Source organism: Burkholderia sp. AU15512 (assembly GCF_002223325.1).
In the GTDB taxonomy this organism is placed as follows: domain Bacteria; phylum Pseudomonadota; class Gammaproteobacteria; order Burkholderiales; family Burkholderiaceae; genus Burkholderia.
In genome coordinates, this window is the sequence record NZ_NKEX01000004.1 from 59,400 (window position 1) to 75,413 (window position 16,014).

Annotated in this window: 15 protein-coding genes; all 15 read right to left on the reverse strand. The window is 69.4% G+C overall.

Annotated elements, in window-relative coordinates:
• Positions 1-20: 20 nt before the first annotated feature.
• Positions 21-431, reverse strand: a complete 411-nt coding sequence (locus CFB43_RS12845; RefSeq protein ID WP_089495346.1) for a group II truncated hemoglobin — start codon at positions 429-431, stop codon at positions 21-23.
• A gap of 45 nt (positions 432-476) precedes the next feature.
• Positions 477-3,092: an ABC transporter permease gene (locus tag CFB43_RS12850; protein WP_179254830.1), complete on the reverse strand. Its 2,616-nt coding sequence runs from the start codon at positions 3,090-3,092 to the stop codon at positions 477-479.
• Positions 3,089-3,706, reverse strand: a complete 618-nt coding sequence (locus CFB43_RS12855; RefSeq protein WP_089495347.1) for a DUF4126 domain-containing protein — start codon at positions 3,704-3,706, stop codon at positions 3,089-3,091. The genes CFB43_RS12850 and CFB43_RS12855 overlap by 4 nt, the downstream gene beginning before the upstream one ends.
• A gap of 209 nt (positions 3,707-3,915) precedes the next feature.
• Complete coding sequence (sugE, locus tag CFB43_RS12860; RefSeq protein ID WP_089425993.1) at positions 3,916-4,236, reverse strand: quaternary ammonium compound efflux SMR transporter SugE; 321 nt, start codon at positions 4,234-4,236, stop codon at positions 3,916-3,918.
• A gap of 144 nt (positions 4,237-4,380) precedes the next feature.
• Complete coding sequence (locus CFB43_RS12865) at positions 4,381-4,665, reverse strand: putative hemolysin (RefSeq protein WP_089440683.1); 285 nt, start codon at positions 4,663-4,665, stop codon at positions 4,381-4,383.
• 153 nt (positions 4,666-4,818) lie between these two features.
• Entirely contained in the window at positions 4,819-5,517 is a 699-nt protein-coding gene (gene kdpE / locus CFB43_RS12870) for a two-component system response regulator KdpE (protein ID WP_039370506.1), read from the reverse strand.
• Complete coding sequence (locus CFB43_RS12875; RefSeq protein WP_089495348.1) at positions 5,510-8,353, reverse strand: DUF4118 domain-containing protein; 2,844 nt, start codon at positions 8,351-8,353, stop codon at positions 5,510-5,512. The genes kdpE and CFB43_RS12875 overlap by 8 nt, the downstream gene beginning before the upstream one ends.
• 162 nt (positions 8,354-8,515) lie before the next feature.
• On the reverse strand, positions 8,516-9,097 hold the full coding sequence (kdpC, locus tag CFB43_RS12880) for a potassium-transporting ATPase subunit KdpC (RefSeq protein WP_089495349.1): 582 nt from the start codon (positions 9,095-9,097) through the stop codon (positions 8,516-8,518).
• Between the two features lie 25 nt (positions 9,098-9,122).
• A complete protein-coding gene (gene kdpB, locus CFB43_RS12885) occupies positions 9,123-11,207 on the reverse strand; it encodes a potassium-transporting ATPase subunit KdpB (protein ID WP_089495350.1) in 2,085 nt (694 codons plus the stop codon).
• A 54-nt stretch (positions 11,208-11,261) separates the two neighbouring features.
• The gene (gene kdpA / locus CFB43_RS12890) at positions 11,262-13,067 is read right to left on the reverse strand and encodes a potassium-transporting ATPase subunit KdpA (protein ID WP_089495351.1); all 1,806 of its coding nucleotides are present in this window, start codon (positions 13,065-13,067) and stop codon (positions 11,262-11,264) included.
• A complete protein-coding gene (kdpF, locus tag CFB43_RS12895) occupies positions 13,064-13,156 on the reverse strand; it encodes a K(+)-transporting ATPase subunit F (RefSeq protein WP_006752209.1) in 93 nt (30 codons plus the stop codon). Before kdpF ends, kdpA begins: the two co-directional genes overlap by 4 nt.
• Positions 13,153-13,275, reverse strand: a complete 123-nt coding sequence (locus CFB43_RS38810; protein WP_256093628.1) for a hypothetical protein — start codon at positions 13,273-13,275, stop codon at positions 13,153-13,155. The genes kdpF and CFB43_RS38810 overlap by 4 nt, the downstream gene beginning before the upstream one ends.
• 209 nt (positions 13,276-13,484) lie before the next feature.
• Complete coding sequence (locus CFB43_RS12900; RefSeq protein ID WP_089495352.1) at positions 13,485-14,459, reverse strand: quinone oxidoreductase family protein; 975 nt, start codon at positions 14,457-14,459, stop codon at positions 13,485-13,487.
• Positions 14,460-14,634: 175 nt separating this feature from the next.
• Positions 14,635-15,027: a methylglyoxal synthase gene (locus tag CFB43_RS12905; RefSeq protein ID WP_043188929.1), complete on the reverse strand. Its 393-nt coding sequence runs from the start codon at positions 15,025-15,027 to the stop codon at positions 14,635-14,637.
• Between the two features lie 48 nt (positions 15,028-15,075).
• Positions 15,076-15,855 carry an SDR family oxidoreductase gene (locus CFB43_RS12910; protein WP_089495353.1) on the reverse strand — a complete coding sequence of 260 codons (780 nt, stop codon included), beginning with the start codon at positions 15,853-15,855 and terminating at the stop codon, positions 15,076-15,078.
• Between the last annotated feature and the right edge of the window lie 159 nt (positions 15,856-16,014).

Sequence of the window (16,014 nt, forward strand, 5' to 3'; positions counted from 1 at the left end):
GGCGGCGGCGTACCGGTCGATCAGCCGGGCCGGTTGCGCATCCAGTCGGCCGTGTCGTAGAACGAATGCATGAGCCGCTCGCGCAGCGGCTCGGGCAGCCCGATGTCCTCCATCGCCCACGCCATGCAGCGCAACCACTGGTCGCGCTCGACCGACGCGATCGGGAACGGCAGGTGCCGCGCGCGCAGCCGCGGATGGCCGAACCGCCTGATGTAGTGGTCGGGGCCGCCGAGCCACCCGCACAGGAACCAGAAAAACTTGTCGCGCGAACCGTCGAGCGAATCCGGGTGCAGCGCGCGAATCTGCGCGAACTCGGGCTCGAGATCCATCAGGTCGTAAAAGCGGTCCACCATTTCGCGCACGCGGGCTTCACCGCCCACGAGCTCGAACGCCGTCGGTTGCGACGGCGCATCGTCATTCACATCGGTCATACGGATAGTCGGAAAAAACGGGATCTTCGGGGCCGCCGGCGACGCTCATGCGTCGCGCAGCGACTGCAGCGCGGGGCGCCGCAGCACATTATGCAGGCTCAGCCAGCCGGCCGCACCGGCGCACGCGACGCCGGCCGCGATGCCGGCCGGCACGAGCCACGGATCGACGGCGAGCTGGAAATCGAACACGCGCGACGCGAGCACCCAGCCGACCGCGATCGCGCCCGCCGACGCCAGCGCACCGGCCAGTGCGCCAACCACGACGAACTCCGCGCGCTGCACCGCGTTGACCTGCGCGCGCGACGCGCCGAGCGCGCGCAGCAGCGCTGCCTCGCGCACCCGCTCGTCGCGCGTGCCGGCGAGCGCCGTGTACAGCACGAGGACGCCGGCCGCGAGCGTGAACATGAACAGGAACTGCACCGCGCCGACCACCTGCAGCATCATCCGTTGCAATTGCGCGAGGATCGGCGCGACGTCGATCGCGGTCAGGTTCGGATAGCGCGCGATCAGCGGATCGAGCAGCGCGGCATTCGATGCCGGCAAATGGAAGCTCGTCAGGTACACGGCCGGGAAATCCTTCAGCACCGGCGGCGGCATCAGCACGAAGAAATTGACGCGGAACGAACCCCAGTCGAGCTTGCGCACGCTCGTGATCGGCGCGTCGACCGTCAGCCCCGTCACGTCGAAGCGCAGCACGTCGCCCGGCTTCACGTTCAGCGTCTTCGCGAGGCCGGCCTCGATCGAGATCTGCGGCGTCGCCGCGGTGCCGAACCAGTCGCCTTCGACGATCCGGTTGTCGGACGGCAACTGGGTCGTATAGGACAGGTTGAACTCGCGGTCGACGAGCCGGCGCGCCTCCTCGGACGGGTAGGCGTCCGGATTCACCGGCTTGCCGTTGATCGCGACGAGGCGGCCGCGCACCATCGGCTCGGGCACCGCGTCGCGCACGCCGTGCGCGGCCAGATAAGCCGCGACGTCGGCGCGCTGGTCGGGCTGGATGTCGATCAGGAACTGGTTCGGCGCATCGGGCGGCGTCGACTGCTGCCAGCCCGCGACGAGGTCGTTGCGCGTGATCGCGATCAGCAGCAGGCACATCAGGCCGAGCGCGAGCGCGGTGATCTGCAGCGCGCTCGCCGTGCCGCGCCGGTGCAGCGACGCCAGCGCGTAACGCCAGCCCACGCCCGCGGCCACGCGCGCGTTGCGCACCGCGCGCGCGGCGGCGAACAGCACGAGCCGCGCGATCAGCGCGAAACCGACCAGCGCGCCGGCGAACCCGCCCGCGACGATCAGCCCGAGTTTCAGGTTGCCGGCGGCCACGATCAGCAGCCCCGCGAACAGCACGACGCCGACCGCATACGCGGCCCACGCCGTGCGCGACGCGTCGCCCCACTCGCGCCGCAGCACGCGTACCGGCGGCACGCGCGTGAGCGGCACGAGCGGCGGCAGCGCGAAACCGAGCAGCAACACGAGCGCCGCGCCCATGCCGATCAGCGCCGGCCACAGCGTGGGAGGCGGCAGCACCACGTCGATCAGGCCGCCGAGCGCGGCCAGCAACGCCCAGTGGCCGCCATAGCCGAGCACCGCGCCTGCGGCGCCGGACACGATCCCGATGCCAACGAATTCGAGTGCGAACAGCGCGCCGAGCGTGCGGCGGCTCACGCCGAGGCAGCGCATCGTCGCGCAGCCGTCGAGGTGGCGCCGCATGTAGCGCTGCGCGGCCATCGCGATCGCGACCGCCGCGAGCAGCGCGGTGAGCAGCGCGACGAGCGTCAGGAAGTGGCGCGCGCGATCCAGCGTCTGCCGCACCTGCGGCTGGCCTTCCTGCAACGACTCGAGACCGACGCCGCGCAGCTTCCCGCCGTCGACACGTGCGTGCGCATACACCTCGAAACGCGCGACGGACTGCTGGTCGCCGGCAACCAGCAGCCGGTACGTGACACGGCTGCCATAGCCCGTGAGCCCCGTCGCGGCCAGCTCGTCCGCGCGCATCATCAGCCGCGGCGAGAAATTGACGAAGGAAAACCCGCGATCCAGCTCGCGGGAGATCGACGCGGCGACCTTGAAGGTGCGCAGGCCGACGCGCACCGTATCGCCCGCCTTCAGGTGCAGCGCATCGAGCAGCGCCGGATCGGCCCATACGGTGCCGGGCGCGGGAATCGCGACCGCCTTCTGCGCGGTGGCCGCGCCGGCCGGCAGGATCTCGACCGCGCCGCGCAACGGATAGCCGGGCGACACGGCCTTCACGGCCGCGAGGCGCGACGGCGCCGCGTCGGTCGCCTGCCCGCCCGTGGCGGACGCGATCATGCTCGGGAAGATGGCGGTCGTCGCAGTACGCAGGCCGAGCGCGCGGGCCTGCTGGTCGAACGACGGATCGACGGGGCGATCGGCCCGCACGACGAAATCGGCGCCGAGCATCTGGCGCGCGTCGCGCTCGAGCCCCTGGCGCAGCCGGTCGGCGAGGAAGCCGACGCTCGTCAGCGCCGCGACCGCGAGCACCAGTGCCAGGACGAGCAGCGTCAACTCGCCCGCGCGCCAGTCGCGCGCGGTCATGCGGGCGGCCTGGCGGATCAGGTCGCGCAGGCCGAAGCGGCCGGCATGCGCGTTCACCTCATGGCCGGATTGCCCGGCCGGCGGCTGCGCCGCGGGTTGCCGCCCCTTCAATCGCGCTTCCCCCCGATCGAGTTGAGCCGCGACACCATGTGGTTCGCCATCCCGCGAAAGCCGCCGGAGACACCGCGCCACAGGCGCGGGAGCGCCCACGCGGACGCCGCGATGAAGGCGGCAAGCAGCACGAGGAACGCGAGCGGAACGAAGAACGCGAGCACGAGCCCGCCGACCACGAGGCCGTCCTCGGTCGACGACGCGATCCAGTTCGAAATCGGTTCGGGTGACAGGTTGATCATCGCGCGCGTGCCGGCCTTCGCCACGTGCGCGGCACCGGCCAGCGAGCCGCCGGCGAGCCCCGCGACCGCGAGCACGGTCGGATCGGCATGGCCGAGCGCGCCGGCGGCGAGCACGGCGCCGGCGGGAATGCGGATGAAGGTGTGCACGGCATCCCACAGCGAGTCGAACGCGGGGATCTTGTCGGCAAGGAATTCGGTGACGGCGAGCACGGCCGCGGCGCCGATGACCCACGGCGACATCAGGACGGCCAGCGTGTCGGGCAGGTGGAGCCAGCCGAACCGCGCCAGCACGCCGGCGATCAGCACGGTCAGGTATAGGCGCAGGCCGCTCGCCCACGCGAGCCCCGCGCCGAGCGAAATGGCTTCGATCATGGCCCTCTCCTTGCACTTTCCGTGCGCTTTGCCGATTGATCGGATCGGGTCGGACAGACCGGCCGCGCGGCGCGTGGCGACCGGCACCGCGTGCCGCGAGAAGCACGACGGTATTCAGGCCCGAATGCGTTCCATTATAGACAGGCCAGGCGCGCGGCCGGCGCAATTCCGCGGTGCGGCAACCGGGTGCGCGCGCCCGAGTGCCGCCGTCACGCAGCCGACGACAGCTTCAGGCCGATCAGCCCCGCGACGATCAGCACGGCGCTCGCGACGCGCGCGACGGTCAGCGCCTCGCCCATCATCACGATGCCGAACACGAACGCACCGACCGCGCCGATGCCGGTCCATACCGCGTACGCGGTGCCGAGCGGCAACTGGCGCATCGCAACCGCGAGCAGCCCGAAGCTGGCCAGCGCCGTCACGATCGTAAACACCGACGGACCGAGCTTCGTGAAGCCGTCCGACGATTTCATGCCGGCCGCCCAGGCCACTTCCAGCAAACCGGCAATGAACAACAATACCCACGCCATCTCGACGTACTCCGTATCGGATGGGGCCGTCCCCGTTGAAGCGAATGACCCGGGGTCGTCCCCGGGCGGCGCCGAGTATAACAAGATGCTTACGGACACGGCGCGTGGCCGCGGCCGATCAGGGGCGCGATCGCGCCGCGCCGGTCAGTTCGACACGCGCTTCGGCGTGACGGCGGCGACGCAGCGGTCGTCGCGGTACAGCGCCCACTCCTCGCACACGCGGCCATCCTTGAACACGCACATGCCGACCTGCCCGCTCGACAGGTTGCGGGTCGTGTGGCGGCCGCCGAGCTTGGCGCAATTGACCGACGCGGGATTGGCCATCGCCTGCTGCTGCGACGACGGTTGCTGCCCGGGCGGCAGCGGTTGGGCGAACGCGCCAGACGCGGCAAGCGCCAGCGCACAGATGACGACCAGACGGACGGACATTGCACGCTCCTCGTTTTCGTTCGCGGAACGGTCAGGATAACGGGGAATGAGCGCCGGGTGTGCAACGCGCGCGCCGGCCGCGAGACTGTCGCGCCGACGCAACCCTGCCGGCACGCGACGTCACGCGCACGGGCGCCGCCCCGGCTACGTGCGTCATGCGGCGCCGACCAGCCGGTAGCCGACGCCCGTCTCCGTCACGATGTACTCGGGTTGCGCCGGGTCGCGCTCGAGCTTCTGGCGCAGGTGCGCCATGTAGATGCGCAAATAGTGGTGGCTTTCGACGTGCGACGGCCCCCACACGTCGCGCAGCAGCTGGCGGTGCGTGAGCACGCGTCCCGCGTGCCGCACGAGCGTCGCGAGCAGCCGGTATTCGAGCGGCGTCAGATGCACGATCTCGTTGTCGCGCCACACCTGGCGCAGCGCGAGATCGACGGTCACGGTGCCGAAGGTCACCTTCGGCGACTCGTTCGCGCCGCCCTGGTTGCGCCGGCGCAGTTGCGCGCGAATCCGCGCGCGCAGTTCGGACACGCCGAACGGCTTGGTCAGGTAATCGTCGGCGCCCGCATCGAGCGCCGCGACCTTCTCTTCTTCCTGCGTGCGCGCGGACAGCACGATCACCGGCACCTCGGACCAGCCGCGCAATTCCCGGATCACGTCGAGGCCGTCGGTATCGGGCAGGCCGAGGTCGACGATCACGAGATCGGGCTTGCGCGTCGCCGCGTCGATCAGCCCCTGCTTGCCCGTCTCGGCCTCGAACACCGCGATGTCCTCCTCCTCGAGCGCGGCGCGCACGAAACGGCGGATCTGCTTTTCGTCCTCGATCAGGACGACGGTCAGGCTGGGTTCACTCATGATCTGGCAATGATTCGGATGGGGACGACGCACCCGGCACTTCGGGTTCGTCGTCGGGTACGGCAGGCGCGGCCGGCGGTGTCTCGACCGGCAGCGTGAACCAGAAACGCGCGCCCGTCACGTGGCCGTCGGGTGCCGTACGGTTGAACGCGCCGATTTTACCGCCGTGCGCTTCGACGATCGCGCGGCAGATCGCGAGGCCGAGGCCGATGCCCGGCGTCGCCGATTCCTTCTCGCCGCGCGTGAACTTGTCGAAAATCCGCGTTTCCATCCCGGCCGGCAGGCCGGGACCGTAATCGTCGACGAGCACGCGCACGAACGGCAGCCCGTCGTCGCTCACGCGCTCGGCGCCGATGTCGAGCGGCGTATCGGCCGGCGTGTACTTCGCCGCATTCTCGAACAGGTTGGTGAACAGGCGCTCCATCAGCACCGCGTCCATCTGCAGGAGCGGCAGGTCGGCCGGCAGCACGACGCGCGCCGGATGGCGCGCAAGCACGCGCTTGCAGGCGGCGAGCGCGGCGCCGACGGTTTCCTCGAGCAGCGACCACTGGCGCTTCAACTGCAGGCTGCCGGCCTGCAGCCGCGCCATGTCGAGCAGGTTCGTGACGATGCCCGTCATCCGCAGCGCCTCGTCGTGGATCGCGTCGACGAGTTCGCCCTCGCGCTGCGCAAAGCGTTCGGCCGCCGCGGCGTCGCCCCCCTGCGCGGCCGCGCGCCCGTTCGCGAGCATCGACGAGAAGCCGACGATCGTCGTGAGCGGCGTGCGCAGGTCGTGCGAGATCGCCGACAGCAGCGAGTTGCGTAGCCGCTCGGATTCCATGTTGACGAGCGCGTCGCGCGCGATCTCGACGTAGTGCACGCGTTCGAGCGCGAGCGCGATCTGCGCGGCGAACGCGTCGAGCATCCGCTGCTGCTCCGGCACCTCGAGTTCGCGCGGCTCGCGCGACGCGACCGCGAGCACGCCGCGCGTACGCATCGGCGCCTTCAGCGGCAGGTACAGCGCGGCCGTCGCGGGCAACGTATCGGTGCCGCGGCCGGCCGGCTTCTGCTGGTCGTATACCCACTGGCCGACGTCGCTGTCGAGATCGGCGCCCGTCAGCGTGACGGCCGCATCGGGCTCCTCGATCTTCTGCCGCACCTTGTCCGCACTGTCGGGCAACAGGAACGCGACGCGCGCGCGGAACACCTCGCCCACGTGACGGCTGCCGATCTCGACGATCTGCTCGGTCGTCAGCGCCGCGCCCAGCTCGCGCGCCATCGCATAGATCGCGCCGGTGCGGCGCTCGCGGCGCTGCGCGACGCTCGCCTGGCGCGTCAGCGTCGACGTCAGGTGGCTGATCACGAGCGACGTCAGCAGCATCCCGAAGAAGGTCAGCAGGTATTGCGTGTCGCTGACCGAGAACGACATGCGCGGCGGCACGAAGAAGTAATCGAACGCGGCCACCGACAGGAACGACTGCAGCACGCCCGGGCCGCGCCCGAGCCGCACGGCCGAGAACACGACGCCGAGCAGGTACAGCATCACGAGGTTCGTGAGGTCGAGCCGCTCGGACACGAGGCTCGCGACGACCGTGATCGCCGCGCAGATCGCGGCCGCATACACGTAGTGCCGCGGCGGCGAACGGTGCGTGCCGAACTGCGCGAACGCGTCACGCCAGTCGCGCGCACGTGCGTCCAGCGGTGCCGCGCGCGCCTCGTCGCTCGCGGACGCACGGATCAGCATCAAGTCGACGTCGCCCGCGCGTTCGGCAAGCTTCTCGCCGAACGGCCGCACGAAGCGGCGCACGAGCCCGACCTTCGGCGAGCCGCCCGCGACAATCTTCGACACGTTGCGCACCTTCGCATAGCCGATCAGCGCGGCAACCGCGTCGGCGCCGGCGAGCGTGGCCGTCTCCGCGCCGAGCTCGGCCGCGAGCTTCAGCGCATCGAGCGTGCGCTGCCGTCGCGCATCGGGCAGCCGCTGCAGGCGCGGCGTCTCCACATAGACGGCGATCCAGTCGGCCTTCAGGCTCGCGGCGAGCCGTGCGGCCGCCCGCACGAGCGTCGGCGCCTCGGGGCCGGGACCGACGCACACGAGCAGCCGCTCGCGGGCCTGCCAGATGCGCTGGATCGAACGATCGGCGCGATACTCGCGCATCTGCGCGTCGACGCGATCGGCCGTGCGCCGCAGCGCCAGTTCGCGCAGCGCGATCAGGTTGCCCTTGCGGAAGAAGTTACGCACCGCGCGCTCGGCCTGCTGCGCGAGATAGACCTTGCCGTCGCGCATCCGCTCGAGCAGCTCCTCGGCCGGCAGGTCGACGAGCGTGACTTCGTCGGCCGCGTCGAACACGCGGTCGGGCACCGTCTCCCACACGCGGATGCCGGTGATCGCGCCGACCACGTCGTTCAGGCTTTCGAGGTGCTGGACGTTGACGGTCGTGTAGACGTCGATGCCCGCGTCGAGCAGCTCGTACACATCCTGCCAGCGCTTCAGGTGCCGCGCGCCCTGCACGTTCGAATGCGCGAGCTCGTCGACGAGGATCAGTTGCGGCTCACGCGCGAGCGCGCCGTCGAGATCGAATTCGGCGAGCGTGCGGCCGCGATAGTCGATGCGCGCGAGCGGCAGCACGTCGAGGCCGTCGAGCAGCGCGGCGGTTTCGCTGCGCCCGTGGGTCTCGACGATGCCGACGACGACGTCGACGCCTTCCTGCAGGCGCTGGCGCGCGGCCTGCAGCATCGCGTAGGTCTTGCCGACACCGGCCGATGCGCCGAAGAAGATCTTGAGCTGGCCGCGCCGCTGTTTTTCTTCGTCACGCTGCAGCTTGTCGAGGAGTTGGTCTGGATCGGGACGATTCATGCGTCAGAAAGGCGGAGCGCCCGGATGCGCGCGAGTACGAGCATTGTTGTTCCAAATCGCCGCAAAAGGCAAAGACGGCGCATGCGCCGTCGGGAAAAGACGCGTCCGGCGCGGATCGGGCCGCGCCGGACGCCGGTTGCCGCCGGAAACCCGGATGCGCGGTCAGTGCGCAGCCTGCGCCGCGTCGAGCGCGAGGTTCAGCTGCAGCACGTTCACGCGCGGTTCGCCGAACACGCCGAACTGGCGGCCCTTCGTGTTCGCGGCGACGAGCTGCGCGACCGCGTCGGGCGCCAGGTTGCGCGCCTTCGCGACGCGCTCGACCTGGTACGCGGCGGCGGCCGGCGTGATTTCCGGATCGAGGCCGCTGGCCGACGCCGTCACGAGGTCGACCGGCACCGGCTTCGACATGTCGGTGCCCGCGTCGCGCAGCGCGGCGATGCGCCCCTTCACCTGGTCGGCGAGCGACGGGTTCAGCGGGCCCAGGTTCGAGCCGCCGGAGCCGGTCGCGTTGTACGGCATCGGCGTCGTGGCCGACAGGCGGCCCCAGAAGTACTTCGGCGCATCGAACGGCTGGCCGATCAGTGCGGAGCCGACCGCCTTGCCGTCCTTCTCGATCAGGCTGCCGTTCGCCTGCGACGGGAACACGGCCTGGCCGAACACGGTCATCACGGCCGGGTAGGCGAGCCCCGTCACGGCAGTCAGGACGACAAAGAGCACGACGAGCGGACGAATCAACGTTTTCATGATGTTTCCTTCAAATACGGCCGGCTCAGGCCCAGCCGAGTGCAGCGAGCGTCATGTCGATCAGCTTGATGAACGGGAACGGCAGCAGTACGCCGCCGAGGCCGTACACCAGCAGGTTGCGGCGCAGGAGCGACGCCGCGCCGAGCGGCCGGTACGTGACGCCCTTCAGCGCCAGCGGAATCAGCGCGACGATGATCAGCGCATTGAAGATCACCGCCGACAGGATCGCCGACGCCGGCGACGTCAGGTGCATGATGTCGAGCACGCGCAGCTGCGGGTAGGTCGTCACGAACGCGGCCGGGATGATCGCGAAGTACTTCGCGATATCGTTCGCGATCGAGAACGTCGTCAACGAACCGCGCGTCATCAGCATCTGCTTGCCGATCTCGACGATCTCGATCAGCTTCGTCGGGTTCGAGTCGAGGTCGACCATGTTGCCGGCTTCCTTCGCCGCCTGCGTGCCGGTGTTCATCGCCACGGCCACGTCGGCCTGCGCGAGCGCCGGCGCGTCGTTGGTGCCGTCGCCGGTCATTGCAACCAGACGGCCCGCCGCCTGATGCTCTCGGATCGTCGCGAGCTTGGTTTCCGGCGTCGCTTCCGCGAGGAAGTCGTCGACGCCCGCTTCCGCCGCGATCGCCGCGGCCGTCAGCCGGTTGTCGCCCGTCACCATCACGGTCTTGATGCCCATCTTGCGCAGTTCCGCGAAGCGCTCCTTGATGCCGCCCTTCACGATGTCCTTCAGCTCGATCACGCCGAGCACGCGCGCCGCGCCTTCATGCAGGTCGGCGACGACGAGCGGCGTGCTGCCGCGGCGCGCGACCTCATCGACCGCGCGGCGCACTTCTTCCGGGAAGCGGCTGCCATGCGTCTCGACGTAGTTGCGGATCGCGTCGGCCGCACCCTTGCGGATCTCGCGGCCGGGCAGATCGACGCCGCTCATCCGCGTCTGCGCGGAAAAGCCGATGAACGTCGCGTGCAGTTGCCCCATGTCGCGCTGGCGAATGTTGAAGCGCTCCTTCGCGAGCACGACGATGCTGCGGCCTTCCGGCGTTTCGTCGGCGAGCGACGACAGTTGCGCGGCATCGGCCAGCGCCTCCTCGGTCACGCCCGGCGCCGGCACGAACGTCGATGCCTGGCGGTTGCCGAGCGTGATCGTGCCGGTCTTGTCGAGCAGCAGCACGTCGACGTCGCCGGCGGCTTCCACCGCGCGGCCCGACGTCGCGATCACGTTGGCCTGCATCATCCGGCTCATCCCGGCCACGCCGATCGCGGACAACAGGCCGCCGATCGTCGTCGGGATCAGGCACACGAGCAGCGCGACGAGCGCGGTGATCGTCACCACGTGGCCGGCCTTCATCGCTTCGACCGAGAACATCGAGAACGGCAGCAGCGTCGCGGTCGCGAGCAGCATCACGATCGTCAGCGCGACGAGCAGGATCGTCAGCGCGATCTCGTTCGGCGTCTTCTTGCGCTTCGCGCCCTCGACCATCGCGATCATCCGGTCGAGGAACGCCTCGCCCGGGTTCGCGGTGACCTTGACGACGATCCAGTCCGACAGCACGCGCGTGCCGCCCGTCACCGACGAGAAGTCGCCGCCCGATTCGCGGATCACCGGCGCGGATTCGCCGGTGATCGCCGATTCGTCGACCGACGCGACGCCGTCGACCACCTCGCCGTCGGCGGGGATCACATCGCCCGCTTCGACCAGCACGACGTCGCCACGGCGCAGCTCGCTCGCGGTCGTGATGCGGATCGGCGACTTCGGATGCGGCTCGTTGAGCTTCTTCGCCATCACGTCCTTCTTCGCGCTGCGCAGCGACGCGGCCTGCGCCTTCGAGCGCCCTTCGGCGAGCGCTTCGGCGAAGTTCGCGAACAGCACGGTGAACCACAGCCACAGCGCGATCGCGAGGATGAAGCCCGCGGGCGCCTCGGCCTGGCCGGCGAGCGCCGCGATCCACAGGATCGTGGTCAGGATGCTGCCGACGTACACGCAGAACATCACCGGATTGCGGAACTGCGTGCGCGGCGTGAGTTTCTTGAACGAGTCCACGATCGCCGGGCGCAGCAGCGCCGGATCGAACATGGACCGTGTTGCGGAATGTTGAGTCATTGCGATCTCTTCAATCTCTTCAGTCTTTTCAAGGTGTCGCCATGCGGGCGCGTATCACGCGCCCAGCCACATCATCAGGTGCTCGACGCCCGGGCCGAGCGCGAGCGCCGGCACGTAGGTCAGCGCGCCCACCAGCAGCACGGTGCCGAGCAGCAGCACGACGAACAGCGGACCGTGCGTCGGCAGCGTGCCGCTCGTCGCCGCGATGCGCTTCTTCGCGGCGAGCGAGCCGGCGATCGCCAGCACCGGCACGATCGTGCCGAAGCGGCCGAACCACATCGCGATCGCGGTCGTCCAGTTGTAGAACGGCGTGCCGACCGTCAGGCCCGCGAACGCGCTGCCGTTGTTGTTGGCGGCCGAGCTGAACGCGTACAGGATTTCCGAGAAGCCGTGCGGCCCCGGGTTCGCGATGCCGGCCTTGCCCGCATCGGCGAGCACGGCGATCGACGTGCCGACCAGCACCAGCAGCGGCGTGAGCAGCACGACGATCGACACCATCTTCATCTCGTACGACTCGATCTTCTTGCCGACGTATTCCGGCGTGCGGCCGATCATCAGGCCGGCGACGAACACCGCGAGCAGCGCGAACACGAGCATCCCGTAGAGACCCGAGCCGACCCCGCCGTAGATCACTTCGCCCAGCTGCATCAGCAGCATCGGCACGAGGCCGCCGAGCGGCGTCAGCGAATCGTGCATCGTGTCGACGGCGCCGCACGACGCGGCCGTGGTCGCGACCGTGAAGATGCCGGTCTGCGCGATGCCGAAGCGCGTTTCCTTGCCCTCCATGTTGCCGCCCGGCTGCAGCGCGCTCGCCGACTGGTCGACGTGCAGCGCGGCGAGCGTCGGGTTGCCGGCCTGCTCGGCGCTCACCTCGAAGCCGATCGCGAGCACGAACGCGACCGTCATCGCCGCGAGCACGGCGATGCCCTGCCGGCGGTCGCCGATCATGCGGCCGAACACGAGACACAGCGCGGCCGGGATGATCAGGATCGCGAAGATCTGCAGGAAGTTCGCGAACGGCGTCGGGTTCTCGTACGGGTGCGCGGAGTTCGCGTTGAAGAAGCCGCCACCGTTGGTGCCGAGCATCTTGATCGCTTCCTGCGACGCAACCGGGCCCATCGCGAGCGTCTGCTTCGTGAGCGGGGTCGGCACCGTGACCGGGTTGCCCTTGTCGTCCTTCACCGGATTGCCCTGTGCGTCGAGCTTCGGCGCGGCGTAGGTGCTCGCCTGCAGCACCGGCACGTCCTGGTACGACTTCATGTTCTGGATCACGCCCTGGCTCATCAGCAGCGCGGCGATGATCATCGACATCGGCACGAGCACGTACATCGTCACGCGCGTGAGGTCGACCCAGAAGTTGCCGATGGTCTGCGCGGTATGACGCGCGAAGCCGCGGATCAGCGCGATCACGACGACGATCCCGGTTGCCGCCGACAGGAAGTTCTGCACGGTCAGGCCGAGCATCTGCGTCAGGTAGCTGACGGTCTGCTCGGGCGTGTAGTCCTGCCAGTTCGTGTTGGTGACGAAGCTGACGGCCGTGTTGAACGCGCCGTCGACCGTCATCGCACCGAACTGCTGCGGGTTGCCGGGCAGGAAGCCCTGCAGGCGCAGCAGGCCGTAGAGGAACAGCGCGCCGAGCGCGTTGAACGCGATCGTCGCGATCGCGTACTGCTTCCAGTTCATCTCGCTGCCGGCGTCGACGCCGGCGATGCGGTACAGCGCGCGCTCGAGCGGCCCGAACACGCGCACGACGCGCGCGCTGCCGTCCATCACCGCGGACAGATAGCGCGCGACAGGCACGGCCGCCGCCAGCAGCACGACAATGAAGAGCAGCGTCTGAAAGAGATTGTTCGCGTTCATTCGATGTCCTCCGCGCGCAGCAGCGCAAAGACGAGATACGCGAACAGCAGGGCCGTCGAGGCGCCCGCCAGCCAAAGCATCCAGGTCATGCTCGCCCCCCGCGACCGTATTGCACGAGCTTGTCGCAACCGGCAATCAAACCGAGGATCAGCGCGGTGAAGAGCACCAGTGCGCCGATAAATACCCCATCCATTTTTCTGTTCTCCATCGTCGAAATCAGACGACTAGAACCTTATGGGAACGCACGTAAAGGACGGGTCAAAGGTATCGGGGCGCGTATAAAAAACGCGTAAACGCGGAATTCGGGGGAGGACGACGGGAACCGGGAGGCGGGAGGCGGGACGGACGGCGCCGTGGCGCCGCCCGGACCCGCCCGGACCCGCCCGGGCCGGCATGGCGCCGGCACGGGGAGGCAGGTCAGGGAACGAGGATCGTCGAGCCGGTGGTCTTGCGCGCTTCGAGATCTTCATGCGCGCGGCCGACTTCAGCGAGCGGGTAGCGCTGGTTGATGCTCGTCTTCACCTTGCCCGACAGCAGCACGTCGAACAGTTCGGCGGCAGCGGATTCGAGATCGGCGCGCTTCGCGATGTACGAGAACAGCGTAGGCCGCGTAAAGAACAGCGACCCGCGCGACGAGAATTCCTTCGAGTCGATCGGCGGCAGCGGGCCCGACGCGTTGCCGAAGCTGACGAAATAGCCGAGCGGCGCAAGGCTATCGAGCGAGCCGATGTAGGTGTCCTTGCCGATCGAGTCGTAGACGACCGGCACGCCGGCGCCGTTCGTGATCTCCTTCACGCGCTGCGTGAAGTTCTCGCGCGTGTAGACGATCGGATGGTCGCAGCCGTGCGCCTTCGCGAGTGTGGCCTTCTCGTCGGAGCCGACCGTCCCGATCACGGTCGCGCCGAGCGCCTTCGCCCACTGGCACACCAGAAGGCCGACACCGCCGGCCGCCGCGTGGATCAGGATCGTGTCGCCGGCCTTCACCGGATACGTGCGGCGCAGCAGGTAGTGCGCGGTCAGGCCCTGCAGCATCACCGACGCCGCGTCGTCGTAGCTGATGCCGTCCGGCAGCTTCACGAGCCGCTCGGCCGGCATCACGCGTTCCTGCGCGTAGGCGCCCGGCGGCTGCCCGACGTACGCGACGCGGTCGCCCGCCTTGAACGTGGTCACGCCTTCGCCGACGGCCGTCACCTCGCCTGCCGCCTCCATCCCGAGACCGCCGGGCAGCGCTTGCGGGTAAAGGCCGGTACGGAAATAAACGTCGATGTAGTTGAGGCCGACCGCGTGCTGCCGGATGCGGACTTCACCTGCCTTCGGTTCGCCGACCTCGACATCGACCCACTTCATCACGTCCGGGCCGCCCGGCTGGTCGTATCGGATTGCTTTCGGCATCGTTTCGCTCCTCGTTTCTGATTCGGTCAGGGAAAAATCCGGGTCGCCGATCCGCGGAGCCGGCCTCATCTGGGTACCGGGCGGCAGGCGCGCGTCGCGACGCACGATTCTCGCGCGCCGCGGCCATCCGTGCATGGCCCTGCCGCCAGCAGGGGCAATCGGGCGCGGGCCGCCCTCAGCAGACGTCCTGCATGTTGCGCGCCAGATCGTCGAGCAGCATCCGCGCGGTGGCGACGTTGGTCGCGACCGGCACGTCGTGCACGTCGCAGGCGCGCACGAGCGCGGTGATGTCGGGGTCGTGCGGCTGCGCGGTCATCGGATCGCGCAGGAACACGACGATGTCGATGCGGCCGTCGGCCAGTTCCGCACCGATCTGCAGGTCGCCGCCGAGCGGCCCCGACAGCTTGCGCTCGACCTCGAGCCCGTGCGCGTCCGCGATGCGGCCGCCCGTCGTGCCGGTCGCCACCAGCCGGCATTGCGCGAGCGTCGTGCGGAATTCGCCCGCGAGCGCGACGATCTCGTCCTTCTTCGCGTCGTGCGCAATCAATGCGATGCGGGGTTTGCTCATCTCCAGATCCTTCGTTTCAGGTGGTTGTCGTGAAAGGCGGCGCGTGCGTCAGAACGTGCCGGGATACGAGCCGCCGTCGAGCAGCCAGTTCTGCCCGGTGATGTAGCCGGCGTGCACGCTGCACAGGAACGCGCACGCCGCGCCGAATTCCGCACGCGTGCCGAGACGGCCGGCCGGGATGTCCTTCGTGCGCCGCGCGCGCATCTCGTCGACGCTCACGCCCTGCGCCTTCGCCGACGCGGCGAGCGTGGTCGCGATCCGGTCGGTGTCGAACAGGCCCGGCAACAGGTTGTTGATCGTCACGCCCTGCCCCGCGACCTTGCGCGACAGCCCCGCGACGAAGCCGGTCAGCCCCGAGCGCGCGCCATTCGACAGCGCGAGCACGTCGATCGGCGCCTTCACGGCCGAGCTCGTGATGTTGACGATCCGGCCGAAGCCGCGCGCGATCATCCCGTCGACGGTCGCGCGGATCAGCTCGATCGGCGTCAGCATGTTCGATTCGAGCGCGCGGATCCAGTCGTCGTGCGAGAAGTCGCGGAAGTCGCCGGGCGGCGGGCCGCCGGCATTCGTCACGAGAATGTCCGGCTGCGGGCACGCGGCGAGCGCGGCCGCGCGCCCGTCCGGCGTCGTGATGTCGCAGGCGACCGCGGTCACCGACACGTTCGCGCCGGCGCGGATCTCCTCCGCGGTTTCCTCCAGCGTGGCGCGCGTGCGCGCAACGATCACGAGGTTCACGCCCTCGGCGGCCAGCGCTTCCGCGCAGCCGCGACCGAGACCCTTGCTGGCCGCGCACACCAGCGCGGTCTTTCCTTCGATGCCGAGATCCATCGTCGATTCCTTGGTGGCGACACGCGCCGGCTCGGCCCGATCACGCCGGCGCACGGACCCCGGACGGGTCAGGCGGGCAATCGGGCGGGCGCGGGCGCGCGGATTGTCGTGAGACGTCGATATTATCCGGATCATGCGGCGCGCCTTGGTAAAATTGCG

Coding starts and splice junctions, on each gene's coding strand:
- CFB43_RS12865 (WP_089440683.1), bottom strand. CDS start 4,665: ATGTCCGTCCGTCTGGTCGTCATCTGTGCGCTGGCGCTTGCCGCGTCT.
- kdpA (WP_089495351.1), bottom strand. CDS start 13,067: ATGAACGCGAACAATCTCTTTCAGACGCTGCTCTTCATTGTCGTGCTG.
- CFB43_RS12875 (WP_089495348.1), bottom strand. CDS start 8,353: ATGAATCGTCCCGATCCAGACCAACTCCTCGACAAGCTGCAGCGTGAC.
- CFB43_RS12910 (WP_089495353.1), bottom strand. CDS start 15,855: ATGGATCTCGGCATCGAAGGAAAGACCGCGCTGGTGTGCGCGGCCAGC.
- kdpE (WP_039370506.1), bottom strand. CDS start 5,517: ATGAGTGAACCCAGCCTGACCGTCGTCCTGATCGAGGACGAAAAGCAG.
- CFB43_RS38810 (WP_256093628.1), bottom strand. CDS start 13,275: ATGGAGAACAGAAAAATGGATGGGGTATTTATCGGCGCACTGGTGCTC.
- CFB43_RS12905 (WP_043188929.1), bottom strand. CDS start 15,027: ATGAGCAAACCCCGCATCGCATTGATTGCGCACGACGCGAAGAAGGAC.
- CFB43_RS12845 (WP_089495346.1), bottom strand. CDS start 431: ATGACCGATGTGAATGACGATGCGCCGTCGCAACCGACGGCGTTCGAG.
- kdpF (WP_006752209.1), bottom strand. CDS start 13,156: ATGACCTGGATGCTTTGGCTGGCGGGCGCCTCGACGGCCCTGCTGTTC.
- sugE (WP_089425993.1), bottom strand. CDS start 4,236: ATGGCGTGGGTATTGTTGTTCATTGCCGGTTTGCTGGAAGTGGCCTGG.
- CFB43_RS12855 (WP_089495347.1), bottom strand. CDS start 3,706: ATGATCGAAGCCATTTCGCTCGGCGCGGGGCTCGCGTGGGCGAGCGGC.
- kdpC (WP_089495349.1), bottom strand. CDS start 9,097: ATGAAAACGTTGATTCGTCCGCTCGTCGTGCTCTTTGTCGTCCTGACT.
- kdpB (WP_089495350.1), bottom strand. CDS start 11,207: ATGACTCAACATTCCGCAACACGGTCCATGTTCGATCCGGCGCTGCTG.
- CFB43_RS12900 (WP_089495352.1), bottom strand. CDS start 14,459: ATGCCGAAAGCAATCCGATACGACCAGCCGGGCGGCCCGGACGTGATG.